At 44.7% G+C, this 25,370-nt stretch carries 22 protein-coding genes; 10 read left to right on the top strand and 12 right to left on the bottom strand.

Annotated elements, in window-relative coordinates; genetic code table 11:
• Positions 1-61 precede the first annotated feature (61 nt).
• Positions 62-613 carry a sigma-70 family RNA polymerase sigma factor gene (locus JRG66_RS09945; protein WP_265165431.1) on the top strand — a complete coding sequence of 184 codons (552 nt, stop codon included), beginning with the start codon at positions 62-64 and terminating at the stop codon, positions 611-613.
• Position 614: 1 nt separating this feature from the next.
• Positions 615-875 carry a hypothetical protein gene (locus JRG66_RS09940; RefSeq protein WP_265162616.1) on the top strand — a complete coding sequence of 87 codons (261 nt, stop codon included), beginning with the start codon at positions 615-617 and terminating at the stop codon, positions 873-875.
• Here the strand turns inward: JRG66_RS09940 and JRG66_RS09935 are convergent.
• Positions 861-1,688, bottom strand: coding sequence for a UbiA prenyltransferase family protein (locus JRG66_RS09935; protein ID WP_265162615.1), 828 nt, complete (start codon positions 1,686-1,688; stop codon positions 861-863). The genes JRG66_RS09940 and JRG66_RS09935 overlap by 15 nt on opposite strands.
• 100 nt (positions 1,689-1,788) lie before the next feature.
• Here JRG66_RS09935 and gcvP point away from each other — a divergent pair, with 100 nt between their 5' ends.
• The 4 genes from gcvP (at position 1,789) to JRG66_RS09915 (ending at position 7,413) form a co-directional block, all read left to right on the top strand.
• On the top strand, positions 1,789-4,638 hold the full coding sequence (gene gcvP, locus JRG66_RS09930; protein WP_265162614.1) for an aminomethyl-transferring glycine dehydrogenase: 2,850 nt from the start codon (positions 1,789-1,791) through the stop codon (positions 4,636-4,638).
• A 224-nt stretch (positions 4,639-4,862) separates the two neighbouring features.
• Positions 4,863-5,921, top strand: coding sequence for a 3-oxoacyl-ACP synthase III family protein (locus JRG66_RS09925; protein WP_265162613.1), 1,059 nt, complete (start codon positions 4,863-4,865; stop codon positions 5,919-5,921).
• Positions 5,921-6,442: a class I SAM-dependent methyltransferase gene (locus JRG66_RS09920; protein ID WP_265162612.1), complete on the top strand. Its 522-nt coding sequence runs from the start codon at positions 5,921-5,923 to the stop codon at positions 6,440-6,442. Before JRG66_RS09925 ends, JRG66_RS09920 begins: the two co-directional genes overlap by 1 nt.
• A 122-nt stretch (positions 6,443-6,564) precedes the next feature.
• Positions 6,565-7,413, top strand: a complete 849-nt coding sequence (locus JRG66_RS09915; RefSeq protein WP_265162611.1) for a glycosyltransferase family 2 protein — start codon at positions 6,565-6,567, stop codon at positions 7,411-7,413.
• Here the strand turns inward: JRG66_RS09915 and pafA are convergent, their stop codons facing one another.
• Positions 7,414-9,078, bottom strand: coding sequence for an alkaline phosphatase PafA (gene pafA / locus JRG66_RS09910; protein ID WP_265162610.1), 1,665 nt, complete (start codon positions 9,076-9,078; stop codon positions 7,414-7,416).
• 111 nt (positions 9,079-9,189) lie between these two features.
• Between pafA and JRG66_RS09905 the strand changes: the two genes are divergently transcribed.
• Both JRG66_RS09905 and JRG66_RS09900 read left to right on the top strand, forming a co-directional pair.
• Positions 9,190-9,927, top strand: coding sequence for an MlaE family ABC transporter permease (locus JRG66_RS09905; RefSeq protein WP_265162609.1), 738 nt, complete (start codon positions 9,190-9,192; stop codon positions 9,925-9,927).
• Positions 9,927-10,691, top strand: a complete 765-nt coding sequence (locus tag JRG66_RS09900; protein ID WP_265162608.1) for an ABC transporter ATP-binding protein — start codon at positions 9,927-9,929, stop codon at positions 10,689-10,691. Before JRG66_RS09905 ends, JRG66_RS09900 begins: the two co-directional genes overlap by 1 nt.
• 8 nt (positions 10,692-10,699) lie before the next feature.
• Here JRG66_RS09900 and JRG66_RS09895 read toward each other — a convergent pair whose 3' ends face one another.
• The 9 genes from JRG66_RS09895 to porV form a co-directional block, all read right to left on the bottom strand.
• Complete coding sequence (locus JRG66_RS09895; protein ID WP_265162607.1) at positions 10,700-12,124, bottom strand: DUF389 domain-containing protein; 1,425 nt, start codon at positions 12,122-12,124, stop codon at positions 10,700-10,702.
• A 3-nt stretch (positions 12,125-12,127) separates the two neighbouring features.
• Positions 12,128-13,210 carry a mannose-1-phosphate guanylyltransferase gene (locus tag JRG66_RS09890; RefSeq protein WP_265162606.1) on the bottom strand — a complete coding sequence of 361 codons (1,083 nt, stop codon included), beginning with the start codon at positions 13,208-13,210 and terminating at the stop codon, positions 12,128-12,130.
• 1 nt (position 13,211) lies between these two features.
• Positions 13,212-13,817 carry a SprT-like domain-containing protein gene (locus JRG66_RS09885; protein ID WP_265162605.1) on the bottom strand — a complete coding sequence of 202 codons (606 nt, stop codon included), beginning with the start codon at positions 13,815-13,817 and terminating at the stop codon, positions 13,212-13,214.
• A gap of 5 nt (positions 13,818-13,822) precedes the next feature.
• Positions 13,823-14,503, bottom strand: coding sequence for an SDR family NAD(P)-dependent oxidoreductase (locus tag JRG66_RS09880; RefSeq protein ID WP_265162604.1), 681 nt, complete (start codon positions 14,501-14,503; stop codon positions 13,823-13,825).
• Positions 14,500-15,492 (bottom strand): M28 family peptidase, encoded by a 993-nt coding sequence (locus JRG66_RS09875; RefSeq protein ID WP_265162603.1) that lies wholly within the window; start codon positions 15,490-15,492, stop codon positions 14,500-14,502. The genes JRG66_RS09880 and JRG66_RS09875 overlap by 4 nt, the downstream gene beginning before the upstream one ends.
• A gap of 63 nt (positions 15,493-15,555) precedes the next feature.
• Positions 15,556-17,214: a pyruvate dehydrogenase complex dihydrolipoamide acetyltransferase gene (locus JRG66_RS09870; protein WP_265162602.1), complete on the bottom strand. Its 1,659-nt coding sequence runs from the start codon at positions 17,212-17,214 to the stop codon at positions 15,556-15,558.
• 5 nt (positions 17,215-17,219) lie between these two features.
• Positions 17,220-18,218 (bottom strand): pyruvate dehydrogenase (acetyl-transferring) E1 component subunit alpha, encoded by a 999-nt coding sequence (gene pdhA / locus JRG66_RS09865; RefSeq protein ID WP_265162601.1) that lies wholly within the window; start codon positions 18,216-18,218, stop codon positions 17,220-17,222.
• Between the two features lie 109 nt (positions 18,219-18,327).
• A complete protein-coding gene (cdd, locus tag JRG66_RS09860; protein WP_265162600.1) occupies positions 18,328-18,810 on the bottom strand; it encodes a cytidine deaminase in 483 nt (160 codons plus the stop codon).
• Between the two features lie 121 nt (positions 18,811-18,931).
• Positions 18,932-20,089, bottom strand: a complete 1,158-nt coding sequence (gene porV, locus JRG66_RS09855) for a type IX secretion system outer membrane channel protein PorV (RefSeq protein WP_265162599.1) — start codon at positions 20,087-20,089, stop codon at positions 18,932-18,934.
• Positions 20,090-20,514: 425 nt separating this feature from the next.
• Between porV and gldJ the strand changes: the two genes are divergently transcribed.
• Positions 20,515-22,176: a gliding motility lipoprotein GldJ gene (gene gldJ / locus JRG66_RS09850; protein ID WP_265162598.1), complete on the top strand. Its 1,662-nt coding sequence runs from the start codon at positions 20,515-20,517 to the stop codon at positions 22,174-22,176.
• A 64-nt stretch (positions 22,177-22,240) separates the two neighbouring features.
• Positions 22,241-23,518, top strand: a complete 1,278-nt coding sequence (locus JRG66_RS09845) for a UDP-N-acetylmuramoyl-tripeptide--D-alanyl-D-alanine ligase (RefSeq protein WP_265162597.1) — start codon at positions 22,241-22,243, stop codon at positions 23,516-23,518.
• A gap of 55 nt (positions 23,519-23,573) precedes the next feature.
• On the opposite strand, the gene JRG66_RS09840 is transcribed toward JRG66_RS09845, so the two are convergent.
• A complete protein-coding gene (locus JRG66_RS09840; protein WP_265162596.1) occupies positions 23,574-25,151 on the bottom strand; it encodes an NADP-dependent glyceraldehyde-3-phosphate dehydrogenase in 1,578 nt (525 codons plus the stop codon).
• Positions 25,152-25,370: the final 219 nt, after the last annotated feature.

Genomic DNA, 25,370 nt, shown 5'->3' with positions numbered 1-25,370 from the left:
TTGGCGAATGCACAAAGCATTAACCAAATCTTTTGCTATTTTTGAGACAGACCGGCCAGTTATGGAAACAAACAGCATTAATCCCGAAAATTGGGTAGACAGGTATGCCGATTACCTGTTCAACTACACCATTGTGCGCGTGAATGACCGGGAAATAGCGAACGACCTTGTTTCTGAAACCTTCCTGGCAGGCCTCAACTCCATGAAAAATTTCAAGGGAGAGGCCTCGGAAAGAACCTGGCTCATTTCGATCTTAAAACGAAAGATCATTGATTATTACCGCCGCAACAATTCTCAAAAAGGCCAGGCCGAAGTAAAAATGCAATTTGGCGACAGTGAAAATGAAGGCGACTGGCTGGAAGAAAGGGTTGCCGACCTCTCTCACATGACTGCCGAAGATGAGATGGAAAACCACGAACTGGGGCTGGCAATTCTCGAGTGCCTTAACCAGTTAAACGAGAAACAGGCAGCCATTTTTAAAATGAAGACCATTGATGGCGTAGATACCGATACCATCTGTAATGAATTTGAAATTAGTCCGTCTAACCTTTGGGTGATCATTCACAGGGCCAGAACCTCTCTGGCCAAATGCCTGGAGAAAAATTGGTTTTAGCATGAAGAGACTACATTTTATGAAACTTAGCTGCGCCGAAGCAGAAAAAGTTTGCACAAAGGCCGAATATCAAGAGGCCGGTTTTATAGAAAAACTAAAACTGAAGCTTCACCTCTACTTCTGCCGAACCTGTAATGATTACTACCACAGCAATAAAAAACTAAGTAATCTTCTGAAAAAAGCCGATCTTAAAACCTGCTCTTCCAAGGAAAAGGAAGTTTTTAAAAATAAGATCAAAAACGGAACTTCAAAAGACGCTTAACACCCAAAGGATTATTAACCAAAAGACAGGAATGGCTTCTACCCAGAAAGCAGTAAAATAGCGGCTTCGGTGTTCTTTACTGGCCATTACAAAAGCGCCGGTAAGAAGGCACATAAGAACAAGGGCATAAAAAGAGGCCTGTGACCCCGAAGCCTTCAAAAAATCTGTCACCATCACGATTGCCAGTAACAGCAAACCCACAATTTTTGTTTGTGTCACCCCTATGCGCTGCGGAAGGGTTCCAAGTTGCTCGAGGTCGTACTTCAGGTCCCTTATCTCGAATGGCAGGATCCAGACCAGCACCAACAAAAACCGCTGAAAAAGCTCCACGAAAAGGTCTTCCAAAATGACATTTTTGACACCTGTCACCGGGAGAATTACCGTCACCCCGGCCCAAACAATTCCTATAATAAAGATCTTGAGCCCCGAGATGCTTCTCAAATTTCTCTTTTTGCTAAAAACCGGCAGGGCGTAAAGCGCAGTTAGGGATCCAAAAATGGCACTTAGCAGCAGGATTTTTACATCAACAAAAAAGGCGGAAACAAGCAACCCTAAAAAACACAAAAAAGAAAAAATCTGGATGTTTTGGAGACCGCGGGTGAGGGTGCGGTGGTGCAGGCCGGCTACTCCGGCGTACTTCACAAAATTATACCCCGTAATCACCGAAAAAAAGATAAAAATTAGCAGGCTAAGCTCAACCTGCCCCCCAAAATGCAAGCTCGTGACAAGGCAAAGCGAAATGACTGCCAAAGCCACGTGAATACTACTGTTAATATAGAAATCAAATATTTTTTTCACTACCTCAAAGGCCACAGCCAAAAGCTTGAAAACTTTACCAATCTTGCTGTTTTAAATCATTAAAAATTAGGTTGAAAATGCTTATTTTCGCCCTTCAAAACACAACTTTTACTTGATGAATACTTTTTCTTTTGCTACACGTCATATAGGCCCCCGGGAACATGATCTAAAGGATATGTTGGAGACTATTGGAGTTGACTCTATAGATCAACTAATTTACGAAACCCTGCCCGATGATATTCGCCTAAAAAAAGATCTTGAGCTTGCCCCGGCCATGAGCGAGCATGAGTATATTGCCCACAGCATCTCCCTGGCTGCCAAAAATAAGGTTTTCAGGACATATATCGGGCTTGGTTACCACCAATCTATTACGCCCCCGGTGATTCAGCGAAATATTTTGGAAAACCCGGGATGGTATACCGCCTACACTCCTTACCAGGCCGAGATTGCCCAGGGAAGGCTGGAAGCCCTTTTGAACTTCCAGACCGTAATAGCCGATCTTACCGGAATGGAACTGGCCAATGCCTCCCTTCTTGATGAAGGTACCGCTGCTGCCGAAGCCATGTCGCTGCTCTATGAAGTGAGGGAACGGGATCAAAAGAAAAGCAACGTAAATAAATTCTTTGTTTCTGAAGTTGTACTTCCGCAAACCATAGACCTTCTTAAAACCCGTGCAATTCCCCTGGGCATTGAACTTGTTATTGGCGATCATGAGGAATTTGATTTTTCCGAAGAATTTTTTGGAGCTTTTTTACAGTATCCGGGAAGGATGGGCCAGGTTTACGACTATTCAGGATTTGTTGCCAAAGCTAAAGAACACAATATAAAAACTGCAGTTGCCGCCGATATTCTGAGCCTGGTGAAACTGCGTGCTCCGGGAGAATTTGGAGTAGACGTGGTTGTGGGAACCACCCAGCGCTTCGGAATTCCGTTGGGCTACGGCGGCCCTCATGCTGCATATTTTGCCACAAAAGAAGAATACAAACGCAGTATTCCCGGCCGCATCATTGGTGTTACCAAAGACACCGACGGAAACTATGCCCTTCGAATGGCACTTCAAACCCGGGAGCAACATATTAAAAGAGACCGGGCCACTTCTAATATTTGTACCGCACAGGTACTTTTGGCTGTAATGGCGGGAATGTACGCTGTTTACCACGGCCCACGCGGACTCAAATTTATCGCGAACAGGGTTCACAGCCTTGCCGCAACTGTTGCTGAAAACGTTGAAAAATTAGGATATTCTCAGCTTAATTCAACATTTTTCGATACTGTACTCATTAAAGCCGAAGCAGCGAGAGTAAAGGAAATTGCAGAGCGAAACGAGGTGAATTTCTACTACCCTTCTTCAGATGTAGTGGCAATTTCCCTGAATGAGGCCACAAACCTTGATGATGTTAATACCATACTCGCAATTTTTGCTGAAGCTGCCGGTAAAGACGCCATTAAAGCTACTGACCTTTCAGAAAAAAGCTACATCCCTGCTTCAGTAGAACGCAAAACCGAGTTCCTTAAAAATGAGGTTTTCAACTCGTATCATTCAGAAACAGAGTTGATGCGGTACATCAAGAAGCTGGAGCGCAAGGATCTTTCCCTTAACCACTCCATGATCTCGCTGGGTTCATGCACCATGAAACTGAATGCCGCTGCCGAAATGCTCCCCATAAGTTACCCGCAGTGGGGCAACCTGCATCCTTTTGTTCCTGTAGACCAGGCCGAAGGTTATCAAATTGTACTGAAGCGGCTGGAAGAACAACTCACCGAAATCACCGGATTTGCCGGTACTTCCCTACAGCCAAACTCGGGCGCCCAGGGAGAATACGCCGGGCTCATGGTAATTCGCAAGTACCACGAATCACGCGGGGAAGCACACAGGAACATTTGTCTTATTCCGTCTTCGGCACACGGCACCAACCCTGCATCGGCAGTGATGGCCGGTATGAAAGTGGTGGTTACAAAATCTACCGAATCTGGCAATATTGACATTGAAGATCTTAAGGAAAAAGCCCTTAAACACAAAGATAAGCTGGCGGCACTCATGGTGACTTATCCTTCTACGCACGGCGTGTTTGAATCGGCCATTGTGGAAGTTATTGATATTATTCACCAGTACGGCGGGCAGGTTTATATGGATGGTGCAAACATGAACGCGCAGGTAGGCCTTACCAGCCCCGGAGTGATTGGTGCCGATGTTTGCCACCTCAATCTACACAAGACCTTTGCCATACCGCATGGTGGTGGTGGCCCTGGAGTTGGCCCCATATGCGTTGCAAAACAGCTGGTGCCGTTCCTTCCAGGAAACCCGGTAGTAAAAACCGGAGGCGATGACGCCATAACCGCAATTTCTTCTGCTCCATGGGGATCGGCCCTGGTTTGCCTTATCTCTTACGGCTACATTAAAATGCTGGGCGCAGAAGGCCTGAAAAAGGTGACCCAATATGCCATTTTGAACGCCAACTATATCAAGTCGCGTATAGAAGAACATTACAAGACACTTTACAGCGGTGAACGCGGAAGGGCTGCCCACGAAATGATCGTAGATTGCCGCCCGTTTAAAGCTAAAGGAATTGAAGTGACCGATATTGCAAAAAGGCTCATCGATTACGGTTTCCACGCTCCCACAGTGTCATTCCCGGTTGCCGGAACCCTCATGATAGAACCTACCGAAAGCGAGAGTAAAGCTGAACTCGACAGGTTTTGCGATGCCCTTATTTCCATCCGCAAAGAAATTGATGAGGCTACCGAAGATGAACCTAACAACGTACTGAAGAATTCCCCTCACACCCTGGCCATGCTAACTGCCAACGAGTGGAATTTCCCATACAGCAGGCAAAAAGCAGCCTTCCCTATGGATTACCTGGCCGAAAATAAATTCTGGCCCTCTATTCGACGGGTAGATGAAGCATTTGGAGATCGAAATCTCATTTGCACCTGCGCTCCAATAGAAGAATATATGGAAGATTAAAAAGGAGAAGACCGGAGGCAAATCACCTCCGGTTTTTTTAGCTAAACCACCATTAACAGCACCTTAACAAAAAGGCAGAAATTTTTATAACTTTTAAGCATATTCAAAGATTTTACCACTTCCTTTAGAGATGTCGCAAAAGTTAATTTTAATGTAAAAAATATAGCGAAACCGCAATAACATTTCTTAATTTTGATACTTGTCAACTTTATAACTGACACAGAATGAGCATAAAAATTACCGGAGTAGGAAGTTACATCCCCAGCAGAGTTGAAAAAAATTCAGATTTTCAAAAACATGAATTTTTGTATGAAGATGGCACCAACTTCTCACAGCCAAATGCAGTTATCATTGAAAAATTCAAAGCCATAACCGGAATTGCCGAAAGGCGCTATGTACACAATGAACTCAATAATTCCGACATCGCGTATCTCGCTGCCAACAGCGCAATAGAAGATGCCGGTATTGATCCCGAAGAACTCGATTATCTTATCGTTGCCCACAACTATGGCGACGTGCTTCACAATGACCAGCAAAGTGATACCGTTCCCAGTATTGCCACAAGAGTAAAACACAAGCTGCGCATCAAGAACCCAAAATGTGTTGCCTACGATATACTTTTTGGCTGCCCGGGCTGGGTTGAAGCCGTGATTCAGGCCAAAGCCTTTATACAAAGCGGGATGGCTAAAAAATGCCTCGTAATAGGTTCTGAAACCCTGTCTCGTGTGGTAGACAGGCATGACCGTGATTCCATGATCTATTCAGACGGGGCCGGGGCTACAGTGATTGAAGCCAGTGAAGAGGAAGGAGGGATTTTAGCCCATGAAAGTGCCACTTACTCTTTTGAAGAAGCTAACTTTATTTTCTTCGGAAAATCAAATAATTCAAAAGCGGCCGATGACCGCCGGTATATCAAGATGCACGGCCGTAAGATCTACGAATTTGCCCTGAGCCATGTACCAGGCGCCATGCAAAGCTGTCTTGAAAAAAGCGGCAAAAAAATAGAAGACATCAAGAAGATCCTCATCCACCAGGCGAACGAAAAGATGGATGAAGCTATCGTAAAGCGGTTTTACAGGCTATACGGGCAACAGATGCCTGAAGGCATCATGCCCATGAGTATTGATAAACTTGGCAACAGCAGCGTTGCTACCGTACCTACCCTGCTCGACCTCATTCTCAAGCAAAAAATGGAAGGCCAGTCTCTGGAAAAAGGAGATGTGATTATCCTGGCCAGCGTTGGCGCCGGAATGAATATTAACGCTATTGTGTACCAGTTCTAATGTACGAGAAGACCTTCCCGAACAAGCGCTACAAACACACTTTAGAATTTTTGAACAAGGCTGCTCCCGCTCCCGCCAGTATCCTGGACCTGGGCGTGAGAAATCCGTTCAGTGAACTCATGGAAGCACAGGGCTATAAGGTTACAAACACCAGAGGGGAAGACCTTGATCTCGACACCAGCAGCGTGAAAAATTCTACAGCCGAAATTGTCACTGCTTTCGAGATTTTTGAGCACCTCGTGGCACCATTTAACGTGCTTCGCGACATACAAGCTAAAAAGCTGGTGACCACAATCCCCTTAAATCTATGGTTCTCTCCTGCCTATCGCAGCAAAACCGATAAATGGGACAGGCACTACCACGAATTTGAAGACTGGCAGTTTGACTGGCTGCTGGAGAAAGCAGGCTGGGAAATCAGGAAACGCCATAAATGGACCAATCCGGTGAAGAAGCTCGGAATACGCCCACTGCTCAGGCAATTCACGCCCCGCTATTACGCCGTATATGCCGAAAGAAAATGATCGCTGAAAATGCCATTTTTGGGACCCCGTTCGGGAGCTGGCTTTAAATGTTCCATTCCTCTTTATACATCTTCCGGCGGAAACTAATGGAAGTCGTATTTTAGCCGAAAGTTATTATAACATTGAGATTCTACATCGTCATCCCAGCACATAATGAGGCAGCATTTATAGGGCAAAGCCTGAAGTCGCTTTGTAAACAAAGCCTGAAGCCAGCAAAACTGGTGGTGGTTGACGATCAATCTTCAGACGAGACGGCACAGGTGGTGAAAGATTACGCTCAAAAGCACCCCTTAATTTCCCTGGTGAGCACCACTTCTTCCGAAGCACATTTGCCCGGCAGCAAAGTGATAAAGGCTTTCAATCACGGCCTGAAGCATTTGGACGAGAACTACGACATTATCTGCAAATTTGACGCCGATCTTATTTTTCCTGAAAACTACCTCGAAACCATTAGCAGGCATTTTGAGGCAGACCCAAAGACAGGAATGGCCGGCGGATTTTGCCATATCAAAAAAGACGGAGCCTGGCGGCTTGAGAATTTGACCGGGAAAGACCACATTCGTGGGGCGCTAAAGGCTTACCGAAAAGCCTGTTTTAACGACATTGGGGGGCTTAAACCTTCTATGGGCTGGGACACTGTAGACGAGTTACTGGCACAATTTCACGGCTGGGAAATCAAAACTGATGCTTCCCTTGCCGTAAAGCACCTGCGGCCAACCGGTTTTACCTATAACAAAGCTGCAAAATGGAAACAGGGAGAGGCTTTTTACAAGCTGCGCTACGGCTGGATCATTACTGCGATCGCTTCGGTCAAACTGGCGCTTAAAAAAGGCAATGCCGCACTTGCACTAGATTACCTGGAAGGCTATAAAAGGGCAAAGGCTTCAAAAATGCCATTTTTGGTAGGTAAAAAAGAAGGAGCCTTCATAAGAAGGCTCCGCTATAAAAAGATGTTGTCGAAAATTTTCTAACTATTTTTCAAAGACCATATATAAGGGCCGGCCGGTAGCACCGCTTGGAAACGGAATGCCAAGCAGGGCCGAAATAGTGGGTGCAATATCTACAATTTCGGTTCTTTCAAGACTGTTCCCGGCTTTAATGCCTTTTCCGAAGAAAATAAGGGGCGCATGTGTGTCATAATTATTACCCGAACCATGAGTTGAGCCGGTGCGTGAATAAGAGATCACCGACGGATCGAGGAGCAGGGCAATATCGCCACTTCTTTTTTGGTTGAAACCGGTATCAACGGCCGATGCGATTTTTTCAGAAAAACTCGACGCCTGCAACTGACTCCTGGTAAAAACCCTGCTGATATTCTCATACTGAAGCAGAAAATGCAGGATCTCTCCCTGAAGATCTTCCGAAGAAATATCCATTTTTAGCACCTCATCATAGTTGAAAAAGATCTGGTTATTAGAAATATTCTCTATAAGGTTATCTTTCTGAAATTTCCCGCTAAGGAAAGCATTCAGTTCTTTTTTGAGCTTGTCCCAGTCAAAATATCCCGACGGCACTTTCACTGTTTCGAGATAAGCCGGAACCTGCACCCCACCGTGATCTGAGGTGAGGAACAGGGTGTAGTTGCCCTCTCCCACTTTTTGGTCCAGGGCCTTCAGCAATTTGGCAAGATCGCGGTCTAACCTAAGGTAAGTGTCCTGCACCTCTTTTGAGTTCACCCCAAAGTTATGGCCCACATAATCTGTTGAGGAAAAACTAACTGTTAGAAAATCGGTGTCGGCATCCTGCCCAAGCTGCTCCCCATCGAGTGCTGCTATGGCAAAATCGGCTGTGAGGCTGTTTCCGTAAGGCGTGGCCTTTAAGATGTCATAGCCCCCGTTTTGCTCTTTTAGAGACCTGAGGTCGTAAGGAAACCCTGTATCGGGTTTTCCTTTAAAACCTCCTTCAAAATCATTAATATCAGTACCACTTTCAATATAGGTGTTAATGTCGGCTAAGGTAGTCCAGGGTTTCAGGTAGCTTTCGGCTTTTCCTGAAGCATTGAATTTTTGCACCCATTGAGGCAGTTGGGTGGTATAGAATGAGCTGGTGATCCAGCTGCCTTCGCCTTTACCGTGAAACCAGTATGCCGCATTGGCCGTATGTCCTGCCGGAAGAACGGCACCACGGTCTTTGATAGCGATACCAATGGTTTTACCCCGCATTTGGGTATGAAGGCGGTTTTCATCGGCCACCGTGGTGGTAATTAGGCGGTGCGGAGACATTTTCCCGGCATCGTCTTTGGTTCCCACAGGCGCTACTGAAGCATCCTCAACACAGTAGACGTATTCCTTCTCAAATTTATTATACCAGTTATTTCCAATGATGCCGTGGGTTTGAGGCGCTGCACCAGTATATACCGAAGCATGGCCCGGCGCAGTATAGGTAGGGATGTAATTGAAATGGTTGTTGCGAAGATTAAAACCTTCAGAAACTAGCCTTTTAAAACCATCGTCTCCAAAATGGTTCCAGAACCTGGTGATATAATCATAACGCATTTGGTCTACCACCACGCCAACCACAAGTCTGGGAGTGGCATGAAGGTCTTTTTCAGGATCAAAAGATCGTTGGGGGACTTCCTGTGCACTTACCGCAGTAAAGCAGAAAGCCAGCAGGAACATCTGAACATAATATTTCATTGTAAAAATTTTAGTGTTGTAAAAATACGAAGTTTAAGGAGTATAAAGATTAAGTTAAGCTTAAATACATTCTTTCAAAAATTAGTATTTTAGCCATAACAAAAGCTTACAATGAGGTACCTGCAGTCTATTGGGGAATATTTTTTAATGTTGAAGGGCGTGTTTGGTAGAATGACCAAACGTTCGGTTTTAAGAGAACTGATATTTAAGGAAATAGACGAAATCATTATGGGGTCCCTGGGGATTGTGGCCTTTCTATCATTCTTTATTGGTGCGGTGGTTGCTTTGCAGACGGCGCTTAACCTCAACAACCCGTTAATCCCGAAGAGCCTTGTCGCTTTTGCCGCAAGGCAATCTATCATTCTTGAGTTTGCCCCTACTTTTATCTCTATCATTATGGCAGGTAAAGTGGGATCTTTTATTACTTCTAGCATAGGCTCAATGAGGGTTACGGAACAGATTGATGCGCTTGAGGTGATGGGGATCAACTCGTTAAATTACCTGATTTTCCCTAAGATCATTGCCATGCTCACCTATCCTTTTCTTATTGCGATTTCGATGTTCTTAGGAATTTTAGGGGCTTACACTGCCGCAGTGATGGGAGGTTTTGTACCTGCCGATCTCTTTTTACAGGGCCTGCAGGAAGAATTTGATCCATACCACCTTTTTTACGCGTTCTTTAAGACTTTCCTGTTTGCTTTTATCCTGGCAACCCTGCCTTCTTACCATGGCTATTACATGAAAGGAGGTTCTCTTGAAGTAGGGCAGGCCAGTACCACCTCATTTGTATGGACAAGTGTTGTTATTATTATTACAAATTACATAGTCACCCAGTTACTACTAAGCTAATGATTGAAGTAAAAGGATTACAGAAGAGTTTTGACGATGAGCACATCCTTAGAGGGATTGATTTTGTATTTGAAACAGGAAAGACCAATTTAATTATAGGCCAATCGGGTTCGGGAAAAAGCGTGTTGATGAAATGCATGCTTGGGCTTTTCACTCCTGATGAGGGAATTATAGAATACGACGGAAAACCATACTCTTCTTTTAGCGATGAACAAAAACGGGGATTAAGGCAGGAAATGGGAATGCTGTTCCAGGGAGGCGCGTTATTTGACTCCATGACCGTTCAGGAAAACGTGATGTTTCCACTCAGGATGTTCACCAAAAAGAAGAAAAGAGATCTAAAAGACCGGGTTGACGAAGTACTTGAAAGGGTAAACCTTGCCGATTCGGGTAAAAAATATCCTTCAGAAATTAGTGGAGGGATGCAAAAGCGGGTAGCAATTGCCCGCGCGATCGTTAACCGTCCAAAATACCTTTTTTGCGATGAGCCAAACTCTGGGCTTGATCCGCGCACTGCTACGGTGATCGATAACCTGATCCACGAACTCACTGTGGAGTACGACATCACTACGGTGGTGATTACTCACGATATGAATTCGGTACTCGAAATTGGTGAAAATATCGCCTTTTTGAAAGATGGCGTGCTGGCCTGGAAAGGCGATAAAAGCAAGGTCTTTAAAACCGATGACAAAACGGTGACCGACTTTGTTTATTCTTCCGATCTATTTAAAAAAGTACGGGACGCCCAGCAGCAAGGACTGTAATTTACACCTTAATCTACAGATCGAACTACCAGCGTGTCCAGTGACAGGCGCACCTGTAACCACTGTTCAAGTTGTTGCATCTGAGTTTTTCGGGCTGAACCCTTTAGTTTAGGAGACCATTTCACATTAAAGGTGGGGATGGTATCTATCTGCGAGAAATTTGTGACAAGGCTGTTGGCATAACTCATCTCCTGGACTCCAGAATAATTGATACGCACTTCTTTGGAAATACTTTCAAAAGGAATTCCCGCACTACGGTATTTAAGCAGTTCCTGCTCCAGCAGCTGTATACGCGCATCTTTATTTTCTACCAGTTGCTGATTTTTCACGTAGAGATCTTCCAGGATTCCTGCCCTTACTTCCGTAGAAAGCCGGGTGGCCATTTCTGAAGTTTGGTCAGAGCCCTGATGCACTTCGAGCACCACATCTTCCAGATTTGGCACCTGGGTGATGGCCTGCACCCACTGGTCAATTTGATCTTGCGGCACGGGCCGGCCTATCAGGTAAATTTCAATGATCTTTGTTTTGTAATCCTGTTCAAATTTCACCACTTCGGCCCCGGGGTAATTCACAACTTCGTGAACAAATTCTTTTGTTTTACTTACAAAAACCTGCTCCCGCAACAAATTCACGAACAGAATGATACTGGGTATCATCACGAGAACTGCCACCAAAGAGGCAAGGCGTGCAGTGTTCCTCCTTCTTTTGCTGTTCACGTACTTCACCAGTGGGAAACGCAGCAATTTTGCCATCAGGAAAGTAGAAAGCGCGATAAAAATAGAGTTGATGGTAAAAAGATAGAGAGCCCCGCCGGCATATTCCCAATTCGCTATTGCCAAACCGTAGCCTACCGTACATAAAGGTGGCATAAGAGCGGTGGCAATGGCAACCCCCATGATCACACTTGCAATTGCTCCTTTCTTTGTTTTTGCTATTATAAGCGCTGAGCCTCCAAAAATGGCAATTAGAACATCGAGTATGGTTGGATAAGTTCGGGCGACGAGCTCGGGAGTTTCTTCTTTGATGGGAGAGATCAAAAAGTACAAATAAGCGGTAAGCACACTTAAGAACACCATCACCCCAAGGTTGACAAGGCTGCGTTTTAAGGTATCAATATCATTTATGGCCACCGAAAAACCAATCCCCACAATGGGGCCCATTAAGGGGGAAATAAGCATGGCACCAATTACCACGGCGGTACTGCTCACGTTAAGGCCAATAGATGCCACAAAAATGGAAAAGATAAGGATCCAGGCGTTGTGCCCTTTAAACGAAATATCACGCTTCACCGTCTCGAGGGTCGTCTCCCTGTCGGTGTCGTCGTGAATATCCAGGAGTTCCTTAAGAAATTCCTTTATTTCCCTAAGGGCAGTCCTGCCCCTGTTTTCCTCTGCTGTAGGTATTGCTGTACCACTTCCTGATTTATCTTCCATTCCCTAACCCAAATTTTCACCGAATTTTTCCTTCACGCTCTCCCGTATCCTTTTTATATCCTGCTCCTTTTCACGGGGCACAATTAGCAGGACCTCATTCTCGTCTACAATGACGTAGTCGTTCATCCCTTCAAGCACCACAACCTTATTTTTATCTGAAGAAATTAAGTTCCCCGTGGCATTTTCAGCAAAAAGTCGGGCGTTTAGAGCTATGTTCCCGTCAGCATCCTTCACGGTCTCTTCATAAAGCGAGCCCCAGGTACCAAGGTCATTCCAGTCAAAAGAGGCTGGGATCACTTCAATAGTTCCCTGTTCCTTCTCTAAAATGGCATAATCAATCGAAATATTTTCAGCTTCCGGATAATTTTGTTTGATAAAATCTTTTTCTTCGGAAGTATTAAAAACAGGTGCACCTTTAGAAAAAAGGTCAAAGGTCTGCTGCAGGTTCTTCTGAAAAGCCCTGAGGATATACGCTGCATTCCACACAAAAATTCCTGCGTTCCACAGGAAATTTCCGCTCTTCAGAAAATCTTTGGCTACAGCGTAAGAAGGTTTTTCAGTAAATAATTCTACCGGCTTCACCCTTCCCGAAGCCAGGGGATCAAATTTAATATACCCGTAGCCTGTATTGGGAAAAGTGGGTTTTATACCCAAAGTAAGGATTTTATCCTGGCCACGCGCCGCTTCAAAAGCCGTAGTGAGGTCATTATGAAAAGCCTGCTCATCTTCTATCCAGTGGTCGCTGGGCGCCATGATCATCACGGCCTTGCTGTTCTTCTTCCAGATTTTTAAAGATGCGAGCAGCACTGCCGGGGCCGTATTCCTCATTACCGGCTCCAGCACAATCTGTTCTTCGTCAAGCTGGGGCAACTGCTGCTTCACCAGGTGGTCATAACGCTCATTGGTAAGCACGTAGATGTTCTTTGAAGGTACCAATTGGCTAAGGCGCCTAAACGTGGTCTGGATCAAAGTCTCCCCCCTGCCCAGTAAATCCCTGAACTGTTTTGGTTTTGCCGCAGTACTCACGGGCCAGAACCTCGATCCTACCCCGCCAGCCATTAAAATTGCAAAATTATTTTCCTTCATATTAATTGGCTGTTTTTAATAATTCCACCTCTGCATTGGGCTGGAACAGGTAAATTCTGCCTGTTTTCACTTCTACACATTCATATCTTTTTATACGCCGTTCCCCCTTTTTGAAAATCTTTCCGTTATAGATCCTAAAAACCCCACCATGCGGGATCTCAAAAATATAATTCCTGTCATTTTCGGGGTCAAACTGTTTTAAAGCTACCGAAAGATGTGCATCTGTATCACTGCTCGCCTTCGGATTTTTAAAATGCCTGGCAATTAACGGCAGTAACTGGGCAGGAAAAATCTCAGGCCTTATAAATGGCAGCATTAACCTTTGGAAACAGCTTTTCCACTCCTCCCCATGAGGTTTTATCTGGCGACCGTAATGTTCAAAAGCCACCAAATGTGCGATCTCATGAACCAGGGTAATTAGAAAACGGTACTGGTTGAGGTTGGCGTTTACCGTGATTTGATGAAGCCCTCCCGGTAAACTCCGGTAATCGCCATGGCGGGTTTTTCTTTCATTCACTATTTTAAGGTGAACATTATTAGCCTTTATTAAGCTGAAAATAGGCTCAACTGCATGGGTGGGAATATATTTTTCAAGAATATGCTTCATGCCTTTTACGGGGTACTGCTGGAAACCTGTAACAACTTACCATTGTAAAATTTATTCCCGGTAAGGGAAAAATCGGAGATGTACCGGGCCATTTCAGCGGGCTGCAGCGGGGCTTTATAACCCGGGAATGCCTCTGCGAGCATTTCGGTTTGTACCGCGCCCAAAGCTAGCACGTTAAACGAGGGGCCGGTTTCTTTGTATTCTTCGGCAAGCAGCTCGGTAAGTGTGATCACCGCGCCCTTGCTCGAACTGTATGCCGAAAGGCCCGGGAATTTCATGCTGCCCTGCACGCCGCCCATACTGCTTACCGTTACCACGTGGCCTTCTTTATTCATTAGATGCAGCAGGGCTTTGGTAAGAGCTGCAACGCCAAAAACATTAACCCTGTACACTTTTTCAAATTCTTCGGAAGTAATTTCTTCAAAAGGCTTGTTTATAATGGCACCTGCATTATTTATAAGGATGTCCAGGCCGCCCCATTCTTCTTTTACAAACGCTGAAACTTTCTGCAGGTCTTCTTCCGCGGTAATATCAAATTCAAAGAAATGCACATTTTCAAGACCCAGCTTTTTAATGGAATCCTGATTTCGGGATAATGCAAGTACTTTATGGCCGGCTTCAGCAAAGATCTTTACAAGTTCAAAACCAATTCCCCGGCTGGTACCTGTGACCACTATCTTTTTCATTGTTCGTTGAGTTTTATTTCTTTTTCTGCACTGTTCGCCATTCCGGCAATGCCGGGAATTATAGCTTCAATAAGGTGCTCCATATGGGAAACATCCATTTTTTCAAATTCATCTTCTACGTGATGGTAATAATCGAAATTTGTAAAATCAAAAGTAGAGATGGTTTGTGCGGGCACGTTAAATTCCTGAAAAAAGGGATAATTGTCACTCCTTTTGAAAAGGCTGTACTGTTTTGCTTCCGGAAGAAACCCCAACAGCTTCGCTCCAGAATATTCATTGAATTTTTGGGCTAAATTGGAATTTTCATAGCCTGTGAGGTAGGCCAGGTAATCTTTATCTTTCATGGGCACACCTACCATTTCAATATTGAACATGGTGTAAAGGTCTACTCCTTCGGTTTTTAATTCCTTTGCCAATTCAGCTGCGCCCACAAGCCCCAATTCTTCCGCAGAAAAAAGGCTGAAAAGCATGCTCCTTTTCGGCGGATTTTCAGCAAAGAATTTTGCGAGTTCCAGAACGGCTGTAGTTCCCGAAGCATTATCGTTGGCTCCATTTGCAATGGTATCGTCTTCAAAGGGCTTGCCGTGGCCCACATGGTCGTAATGCGCACCCACAACTAGGTATTCATTCTTCAATTGAGGATCTGTACCTTCTACAAGGCCCACGAGGTTATATCCTGTCTTGCCTTTCACCTCAAAAGAATCTCTATAGGTCTCAAAAAAGGGTTCTACGCCCTGCTCTTTGAACACCTTTTCTATGTATCGGGCAGCCTTTTCAATACCCTCTGTGCCGGTGGCTCTCCCCTGTAGCTCGTCAGACGACAGGTATTTTAAAGCCGAAGAAATATCCTCTTCTAAAATGGCATTTTTGACGCTCTCTTTTTGGAAAGAAACAGCTGCTGTCTCCTGCGCAGCTTCTTTTGACTGCCCGCAAGCTGCAAAAACCAGAAGGCTTGCGGCTGCGAGGCCGGTAAGGGTGAATTTTCTCATGCGGCTAAAGATAAAAAAATCCCGCGAGAAGCGGGATTTTTCGTTATTAGACTGGAAATCACCTTAGGCCAGCATGGTCACAGGATTTTCAATGTAAGTCTTAAGGGTTTGCAGGAACTGGGCCCCGGTTGCACCATCTACCGTACGGTGATCGCAGGCAAGCGTAAGCTTCATGGTATTCCCTACCACAATTTGCCCATTTCTCACTACCGGCTTCTCAACAATAGCTCCTACTGAAAGTATAGCGGAGTTTGGCTGATTGATAATGCTGGTAAACTCGGTGATTCCAAACATTCCAAGGTTAGAGACCGTAAAGGTGCTGCCTTCCATTTCCTGAGGCTGCAACTTCTTGTTACGGGCTTTCCCTGCAAGTTCTTTCACCTGTCCGCCAATTTGCGTAAGCGACATTTGATCTGCATATTTCAATACAGGAACCACGAGTCCTTCTTCAACGGCTACTGCAACCCCCATGTGGATGTGTTTCGCAATTTTGGTAGTATCTCCCGTCCACTGAGAATTCACCTGTGGGTGTTTTCTAAGGGCCATAGCCGAAGCTTTGATCACCATATCATTGAAGGAAACCTTCACGTCTGGGATCTCATTGATCTGCTTGCGGTTGGCCATAGCGTTGGCCATATCTACCTCGATGGTGAGATAGTAATGGGGGGCGTTGTATTTAGATTCAGAAAGCCTCTTGGCAATGGTCTTGCGCATTTGAGAATTCTTAACCTCTTCAAAGCTCTCTTCGCCTGCCGGAGTGTAAACCTGAACCGGTGAAGGCTGTGCCTGTTGCTGAGGCTGTGCGGCAGCAGCAGGTTTTGCTTCTTCGGTTTTTGCTGAAGGTTTGTAGTTCTCAATGTCTTTTTTGACAATGCGGTTGTTTTCTCCGGAACCTTTTACCTTAGAAAGGTCGATACCAAGATCATCGGCCATCTTTTTTGCCAGGGGCGAAGCAAAGATTCTACCTCCGTCTGAAGCTGTAGCCCCTTGCGAAGTTTCTTCGGAAGCCTGGGGCTTTTCTTCTTTTTTCTCTTCGGTGCTCTTTGAAGCTGATGGTTTCACTGCTCCTCCCGATTTAACTATCGAAGAAACGTCTGTACCTTTAGGGCCAATAATGGCAAGAACAGCATCTACCGGTGCAGTTTCGCCTTCCTGGATCCCCACGTGCAACAACGTACCCGAATAGAAAGATTCAAACTCCATGGTAGCCTTATCGGTTTCGATCTCGGCAAGGATGTCTCCCTCTTCAACCTCATCCCCTTCTTTCTTGATCCAGGAAGCAACAGTTCCTTCTTCCATGGTATCACTAAGGCGTGGCATTCTTACCACTTCTACTCCTTCAGGAATATCGGCTCCTTCGGCCTCTCCTTCCGAAGAAGAAGAATCTGAATCGGTTGAAGCTTCAGGTTTTTCTTCAGTTTCAGTTTTAGGAGCTTCTTTAGAAGCATCGGCTTTACCATCCAAAAGTGAGGAAATATCCTCTCCTTCTTCCCCAACTATTGCCAGCAGGGCATCAACGGGTGCAGTTTCGCCTTCATCAATTCCTATATGCAGCAAGGTGCCTTCGTAGAAAGATTCAAATTCCATGGTTGCCTTATCGGTCTCGATCTCGGCCAGAATATCCCCTTCTTCAATTTTGTCACCTTTTTGTTTTAACCACTTAGCAACAACACCTTCTTCCATGGTGTCACTAAGGCGTGGCATTTTAATTACTTCTGCCATAACTTTTATAATTTATGGGGTAAAAACGGATAATCTTTTTGCTCGTACACTACATCATACAACTGCTGGACATCTGGAAAATCGGATTCTTCAGCAAATTTCTCACATTCAGAAACCAGGTCTTTCACCTTTTTGTCTATAGCCTTAATTTCTTTATCTGTAGCGTATTTGTTCTTTTTGATGATATCCTTCACCTGGGTAATAGGATCAATTTTCTGGTACTCGGCTACCTCCTCTTTGGTACGGTACTGTTGAGCATCACTCATAGAGTGACCGCGGTAACGGTAGGTTTTCAGTTCAAGGAAAGTCGGCCCTTCCCCTTTACGCGCCCTTTTGATGGCTTCATCAAGAGCCTCGGCCACTTTTTCGGGGTTCATGGCATCTACAGGGCCACATGGCATATCGTATCCAAGACCAAGTTTCCAGATCTCTGTACTCTTTGAAGTACGCGCAACCGAAGTACCCATGGCGTAACCGTTATTCTCAACACAAAAAACCACCGGCAGGTTCCATTTTACGGCCATGGTGAAGGTCTCGTGCAGGGAACCCTGTCTTGCAGCACCATCACCAAGGAAGGTTAGGGTAACCGCATCTCTTTTAAAATATTTATCTGCAAAGGCAAGGCCGGCACCCAGAGGAATTTGCCCTCCCACAATACCGTGCCCGCCGTAAAAGCGGTGTTCTTTTGAGAAAATATGCATTGAACCACCCATACCGTGGGAAGTACCTGTTTTTTTACCGTATAACTCGGCCATCACCCTTCTTGGGTCCACCCCCATACCTATTGGCTGAACGTGGTTTCTATAAGCGGTGATCATTTTATCTTTAGAAAGATCCATTACGTGCAGCGCACCTGCAAGTATAGCTTCCTGCCCGTTATACAGGTGCAAAAAACCTCTAACCTTTTGCTGAATGTAAACCTGGGCCAGTTTGTCTTCAAACTTGCGCCAAAACAGCATGTCCTCATACCACTTTAGATAAGTGGCTTTTGTTATTTTCTTCATTTAACTACTTATTTTTAAGGCTAAGCGATGCTTGCGCCAAGCGAAACACAAAAATACTATTTTCAAAAGGAACTAAAAACAGTTTCCTATTGAAAAAAGCGCGAAAACGTTATAGGTATGTACTGTCAAATATTAGAGGTAAAAGATCGGAAACAGAACTGGCTTTTACCACCCTGCCTTTCTCTCCCATAAAGTAGATTTCAATAGGCTCATCCTGCCTCACCTCATACTCGGCAATTGCCTGCCTGCATGAGCCGCAGGGCGGCGTGGGCACTTCAACCTTCTGCTTTTCGGAACGCGCCGTTAAGGCCATTTTTTTGATCTTTATATTCGGATATGTCGCCCCCGCGTAAAAGATGGCGGTTCTCTCGGCGCACAAACCGGCAGGATAAGAAGCATTTTCCTGGTTACTCCCTGTGACCACTTTGCCGTTCTCAAGAAGAATTGCGGCCCCTACCTTGAACTGAGAATATGGCGAGTAAGATTTTTCCCTGGCTGCAATCGCCTCCTGCATTAATTTCTGCACATCTTCGGGCAATTCAGCTTCATTTTCATAGACCCCGAGATCTGCACTTATAGTTATTGTTTTCATTTTGTTCTTTATCTAGAAAAAATCTCCCGTAACTAAAATAGTCCGGGAGCTTGTTATTTCCTCGTTTTGAGGTACAAAGTTATGTAATAATCAAAAAAGTACCGCCGATTTTATTTCTCTCCTAATACTGTTCGTATTCGCTGCCAAAGTTAAAGGTGAGACCAAAACGCAAAGTACCTTCCAGCGGACTCACTACTTCGGAAGTTGAAAAAAGGTAAGAAAGGTCTATATCAACAATATTATGCCTGAAGCCGGCACCGAATGAAATAAATTCGCGTGAACCTTTTTCAGGGCTTTCGTGGAAATACCCGGTTCTAAGGGAAAATACCTCTTCATATACATACTCGGCCCCAACCGCATAAGTTATTTCCTTCAGCTCTTCACTCATGCCATCGGGTGCATCTCCAAAAGATTTAAAAATTCCTTCAATGGCACCTATAGAATTATACTCCTGAATATCTTCGGCATCCCTATCTCCGTCTCCGTCAAAATCCTGCGGAGTGGGCACGAGCAGTTTATTGAACTCCAAATAAGTCCCTATCCGGTTTGAGTTATCAAGGATAAAATCAAAACCACCCCCCAGCTTTAAATTGGTAGGAATGAAGTTTTCCTGCCCCCCCGCATCGTATTTTATCTTAGGCCCAATATTTGAAATGTTCACACCTGCCCTCCAGCGGCCGTCAAACTGTGTGAAATCTATCTGGTCACTCTGGTAAAAAGCCGAAACATCAACCCCAAAAGTATTGGCTGCACTGGCATCGGGATCCAATTCTGCAATTTTAAGGTCAGAGCGAAGAAACCTTCCCGCTACCGCCATAGAAAAATGGTCACTTAATTTAAGGGCGTAAGACAGGTCGAGCGTAAATTCATTAGGGCTAAGAATGCGCGCGACTTCATCGGGATAATCACGGGCTTCTATATTTCCCATACTAAAGTACTTCAGGCTGGCACCAAAAGCACTTCTTTCACTTATGCGGTTGTAATAAGTAACATTCCCCAAAAAGATATCATTCACGAGTTCACTTAAATAGGGCGTGTAATTTACCCCCAGGCCCTGCTCACTTTGAACAAAAACATATTTCGCCGGATTCCACTGCTGGGAATAAGCATCGGCAGAAGTTGCCACTCCCTGGTCACCCAAACCTGCAGCACGTGCATCGGCTGCTATCATTAGAGTAGAAGCCGCCGTGGTGATCACCCGGTCACGCTCTTCCTGAGCAAAAGATTTCCCACCAACGAGCAAAACCACCGCAAAGGTGTAGAGTGATATTTTTTTCATAAGACTATTAATAATTAACAAATATACCTGAAAACCTTTAGAATATATGATACGAACCCAATTTCTCCTTATACCATAATATAACGTATAATTTAACAGAAGCTTGTACAGCAACCCCAAAATACTTATTTACCCGCCGCCACCAGTACACCACCCATATTTTTACAGATAAATTATTGGTAACTAATTCAACTCAAGCTTAAAGAAAAGAAAAAAGTTGTCAAAAAACCACTACTTTTGCCTCTTAATGCATCAGGAAGTTTTATCAGCTGTTTTTAAAGGCAGTAAAATAATTTGTTAAAAGCTGCGTTATCATAAAGATTTTCAGGAAACTACAGGATTCCGTTTCAGTTGAAATAATCTTGGTAGTTTTGCGTTAATTACTATATTGCAGAGCCATAATTGCTATAAAAGATAATGTGAATATGAGAAACAAAGTTGCTGTAAAAGCTCTTTTTGCCATCGCGTTGAGTGCTGGACTTTTTAGCTGTAACAACTCGAGGGATTACAAAGACAATTCCCGCGCTACGGGTTGGGACATCAACTCAAAAGAAGGTGGTTTTAATTACAATGCCGATTACGATGAGCAGGATGCCGGCCCCGGGCTTATCTTCGTTGAAGGAGGTACCTTTACTATGGGAAGGGTACAGGATGATGTAATGCACGATTGGAACAACACCCCTACCCAACAACACGTTCAGTCTTTTTACATGGACGAAACCGAGGTGACCAACCTCATGTACCTTGAATATCTCGATTACCTTAAAAGAGTTTACCCTCCAAGTGAAGAAAGATATAGAAATATCTACCAGGGTGCCCTTCCCGATACTTTGGTCTGGAGAAACAGGTTGGGCTACAACGAGACCATGACCAATAATTATTTGCGCCACCCTGCCTATGCCAACTATCCTGTAGTGGGAGTGAGCTGGATACAGGCAGTTGAATTCAGTAAATGGAGAACCGACAGGGTGAACGAACTTCGCCTTGAAAAAGAAGGTTTCACTGCTGAAGGTGCACGTTTTGCTGCTGAACCAGGCCAGGGTTTTAGCACCGAAACCTATTTAAATGCACCAAACCAGGTCTACGGCGGAAGTGACAGCCTTGTGAGAGGCGGAAATAAAGCCGACCGTTTTATGACCAAAGACAGTACCAATCTATATGTACAGCGCAAACACGGAGTGCTCCTTCCCGAGTACCGACTTCCTACCGAAGCCGAGTGGGAATATGCAGCGCTTGCCCTTGTAGGTATTAGAAACTACAATGTTTACCGCGGAAGAAAAAAATACCCGTGGGACAGCCAGTACACCCGAAGTGGCGATGCCAGAAAACGTGGTGACCAAATGGCCAATTTCAAGCAGGGAGATGGAGATTACGGCGGAATTGCAGGATGGAGCGATGATGGTGCCGATATTACTGCCGAAGTAAAATCTTATGAACCAAATGATTTCGGACTTTACGACATGGCCGGTAACGTGGCCGAATGGGTTGCCGACGTTTACCGACCCATAGTAGATGACGAGTTCAACGACTTCAACTATTACCGCGGTAACGTATATACCAAACACGCTATTACCGAAGATGGAACCGTAAAAGTTTTAGGCGTTGATGAAATAGAATACGACACTTTGAGCAACGGCAGAATAGTAGCCAGGAACCTTCCGGGAGAAATTAAAACTGTTCCCATCACACCCCAGGATACTTACCTGCGCACCAACTTTAACGAAAGTGACCAGAGAAACTTCAGGGATGGCGATAGAAATTCCAGCAGGTACTACGATTCTTTTGGTGATGAAACCGTCCAGGACCCTAACAAGCGTATGTACAACTCTCCGGTTCACACCGCCAGCGTTGACAGCCTTGGGGGGCAAAGCCTACAGTACGACCAGTCTACGGGACGAACTACCCTTGTAGATGACAATGTAAGGGTCTATAAAGGAGGTTCATGGAGAGATCGCGCTTACTGGTTAGATCCTGCACAAAGAAGGTATTTCCCGCAAGACATGGCAACCGATTATATTGGGTTTAGAAACGCAATGTCAAGAGTTGGCTCCAAGTCCCTGAACAAGAACAAGACAGCAAGAGATTAATCTTCGCATAAATATTTCTAAAAAGCCCTAATTTGATTAGGGCTTTTTTTTATAGCTTTAGTTTATGAATATACCACAGCTCCACGAGCTTTTCCTGAAAAGCTCAGGAATTAGTACCGACACCAGGAAAATAAAAGATGACAGTATTTTCTTCGCTTTAAAAGGAGAGAATTTCAACGCCAATGAATTTGCTGCGGAAGCACTTCAAAAAGGTGCAGCATACGCTGTTATTGACGAACATTTAGAAGAAAACAACAGGTTCATTAAAGTTGAAGACAGCCTGAAAGCGCTTCAGGAACTAGCCGCTTTTCATCGAAAATATCTTAAGGTTCCTGTTCTCGCCCTTACCGGAAGCAACGGAAAAACCACCACCAAAGAATTGTTTAACGCGGTACTTTCCAAAAAGTACAGGACTGTGGCAACCCCTGGAAACCTCAATAACCACATTGGAGTCCCTCTCACTTTGCTGTCTATGAACCGTGAAACCGAACTGGGAATAGTTGAAATGGGCGCTAACCACCAAAAAGAAATAAGCTTCCTCTGCAACATTGCCCTGCCCGATTTTGGATACATCACAAATTTCGGCAAAGCCCACCTTGAAGGTTTTGGCGGGGTTGAAGGTGTTATAAAAGGCAAAAAAGAGCTCTACCAGCATTTAAAAAGCAGTGACAAAATGCTCTTTTTGAACCTTGATGATCCTTTGCAAAAAGAAGAGCAGAATTATAAAAAAACCTTCACTTTTGGCAATACAACAGAAGCCGATCTAAAGATTGAACTTACCAGCCGCGATTCTTTTGCGGGAATTAAAGCCGAAAACCAGGAAATAACAGGGAATCTTACCGGTGCCTACAACAGCACCAACATGGCCGCAGCTTATGCCGTAGGAACTTACTTTAAAGTACCCACAGAAGAGATCAAAAAAGCTCTTGAAGATTACCTTCCGCAGAACAACAGGTCGCAAATTATCCTTAAAGACAACCGCAAGATCATTATGGATGCCTACAATGCAAATCCTTCAAGTATGGCTGCAGCTTTAGACAATCTAAGCAGAATGGATATGTCTCCTAAAATAGCAATTTTGGGCGACATGTTTGAGCTGGGGGCTATGGCCGCGGCAGAACATGAGGAATTAACCGAAAATTACCAGAAGTCTCATGTCGATAAGGTTTTTCTGATAGGCTCCAATTTTGCCGCCACCTCGGTAAAATCAAAAAAGGTGAGGAAATTTGCCACTTTTGAAGAATTCAGAGCCTGGTACCAACCTTCAGAATTTAATCGGGGGGTGATCCTTATTAAAGGCTCCCGTGGCATGGCACTGGAACGGGTGCTGGAATTACTGTAAACCCACCCGCCTTAAAAAAACAAGCCCCGATCTCTTTAGACCGGGGCTTTTTGTGTTACAGGATATAATCTGTACTTACAAAATTTGAATTCCTGCTTTCCAGGAGCTCCCTTATTATTGCGTTGTTGTAATCATTCTCTTTTGAGGCCACAAAGGTCCTTATGGAGAAAGATCGCAGGGCATCATGCACACTTAGCGTACCTACTGCCGAATCTTTTCTTCCGGTGAAAGGGAACACATCGGGCCCTCGCTGGCAGGCACTGTTTAAATTTACACGACACACCAGGTTTACCATAGTATCTATAAGCGGAGACAATTGTTTAATACTACGCCCAAATAAACTCACCTGCTGCCCGTAGTTTGAGGCGGCAATTTCATCGAGCAACGAATCTATATCAGAAAAAGGCTTTACAGGAATTACAGGCCCAAACTGCTCTTCCTTATACACCCGCATCTCTGAAGTCACCGGATAAAGAACTGCAGGAAAAATAAAGTTCTCGGAAGTTTCCCCTCCCTTTTTGTTCAATACTGAAGCTCCTTTTTCCTTAGCGTCATCAATAAGCTCCCGGATGTATGACGGTTTATCTGGTTCGGGCAGTGGCGTAAGTTTTACGCCAGGCTCCCAGGGATTCCCAAATTTCAATTCATCTACGCGCCTGGCGAACCTCTCATTGAATTCCTCCCGGATATCTTCATGAACATAAACGATTTTAAGGGCGGTACAGCGTTGTCCGTTAAAAGACAGGGTTCCGGTAAGTACTTCTTCAATAGTGAGGTCGAGATCTGCATCGGGAAGGATGATAGCAGGGTTCTTCGCCTCCAGTCCAAGCACCAGCCTTAGACGATTCTTGTATGGATGCTGATCCTGCAGGGCAATGGCCGATTTACTGTTGCCAATGAGGGCAAGCACATCAATTCTCCCGCTCTTCATAATGGGAGCTGCAACCGTTCTCCCCCTTCCGAATATCACGTTCACCGCACCCTCCGGAAAACTATTCCTGAAAGCTTCAAGTAAAGGCGTGAGTAACAACACCCCGTGTTTGGCAGGTTTAAAGATCACTGTGTTACCCATAATAAGCGCCGGGATGAGCAGGGCAAAAGTTTCGTTTAGCGGATAATTATACGGCCCAAGGCACAACACCACTCCCAGCGGCCCCCTCCTAATATGCGCGTTTACCTTATCCCGTTTCTGAAACTTCGCACTGTCACGGTCAAGCTGCTTGTATTCTTCTATAGTATCGTAAATGTATTCTACGGTACGGTCAAATTCCTTTTCTGAATCGGGCAGGGATTTTCCAATTTCCCACATGAGCAGCTTCACAACCTCCTCCCTCTTGGTCTTCATTTGAGACACGAATTGCTCCATAGCCGCAATCCTGTCAGACACCTTCATGGTGGGCCATATGCCCTGGCCTTTACCATACGCCCTGCAGGCACTTTCAAGCACCTCAAGCGCAGTAGATTCATCCATGTGAGGCACTGTCCCCAGCAGGGTAGGCTCATAGCTATCACCGGTAGAAATAGTGGAATACACTTCATCCATTTCTCCTTCCCAGGGAATTAATTGGCCATTGGAGAGATAACTCTTTTGATGCAACAGGTTTTTAATTGCAAATCTTTCTGAATTTTTCATGTTATAGGGGCTTTGTATTTATATAAACAGATCTTCCCGATGTTCTACTTCAGCGAAAATTAGTTTCCACTGAAGACAAATGCTAAAGTTAATAAAAAATACATAGCTTCTACATTTTACACAAAATGTGAAAAATATAAAATTGAGTGTAGCCTGCTAAAAATGAAAAAACCTCACAGGTTTTGGAACCTGCGAGGTTTGTTTTGAATTTGAAATTTG

It is taken from the genome of Salinimicrobium tongyeongense, assembly GCF_026109735.1.
GTDB classification, from domain to species: Bacteria; Bacteroidota; Bacteroidia; order Flavobacteriales; family Flavobacteriaceae; genus Salinimicrobium; species Salinimicrobium tongyeongense.
The sequence above is the reverse complement of the archived record's forward strand: the minus strand, read 5'-3'. Positions and strand labels throughout refer to the sequence as shown.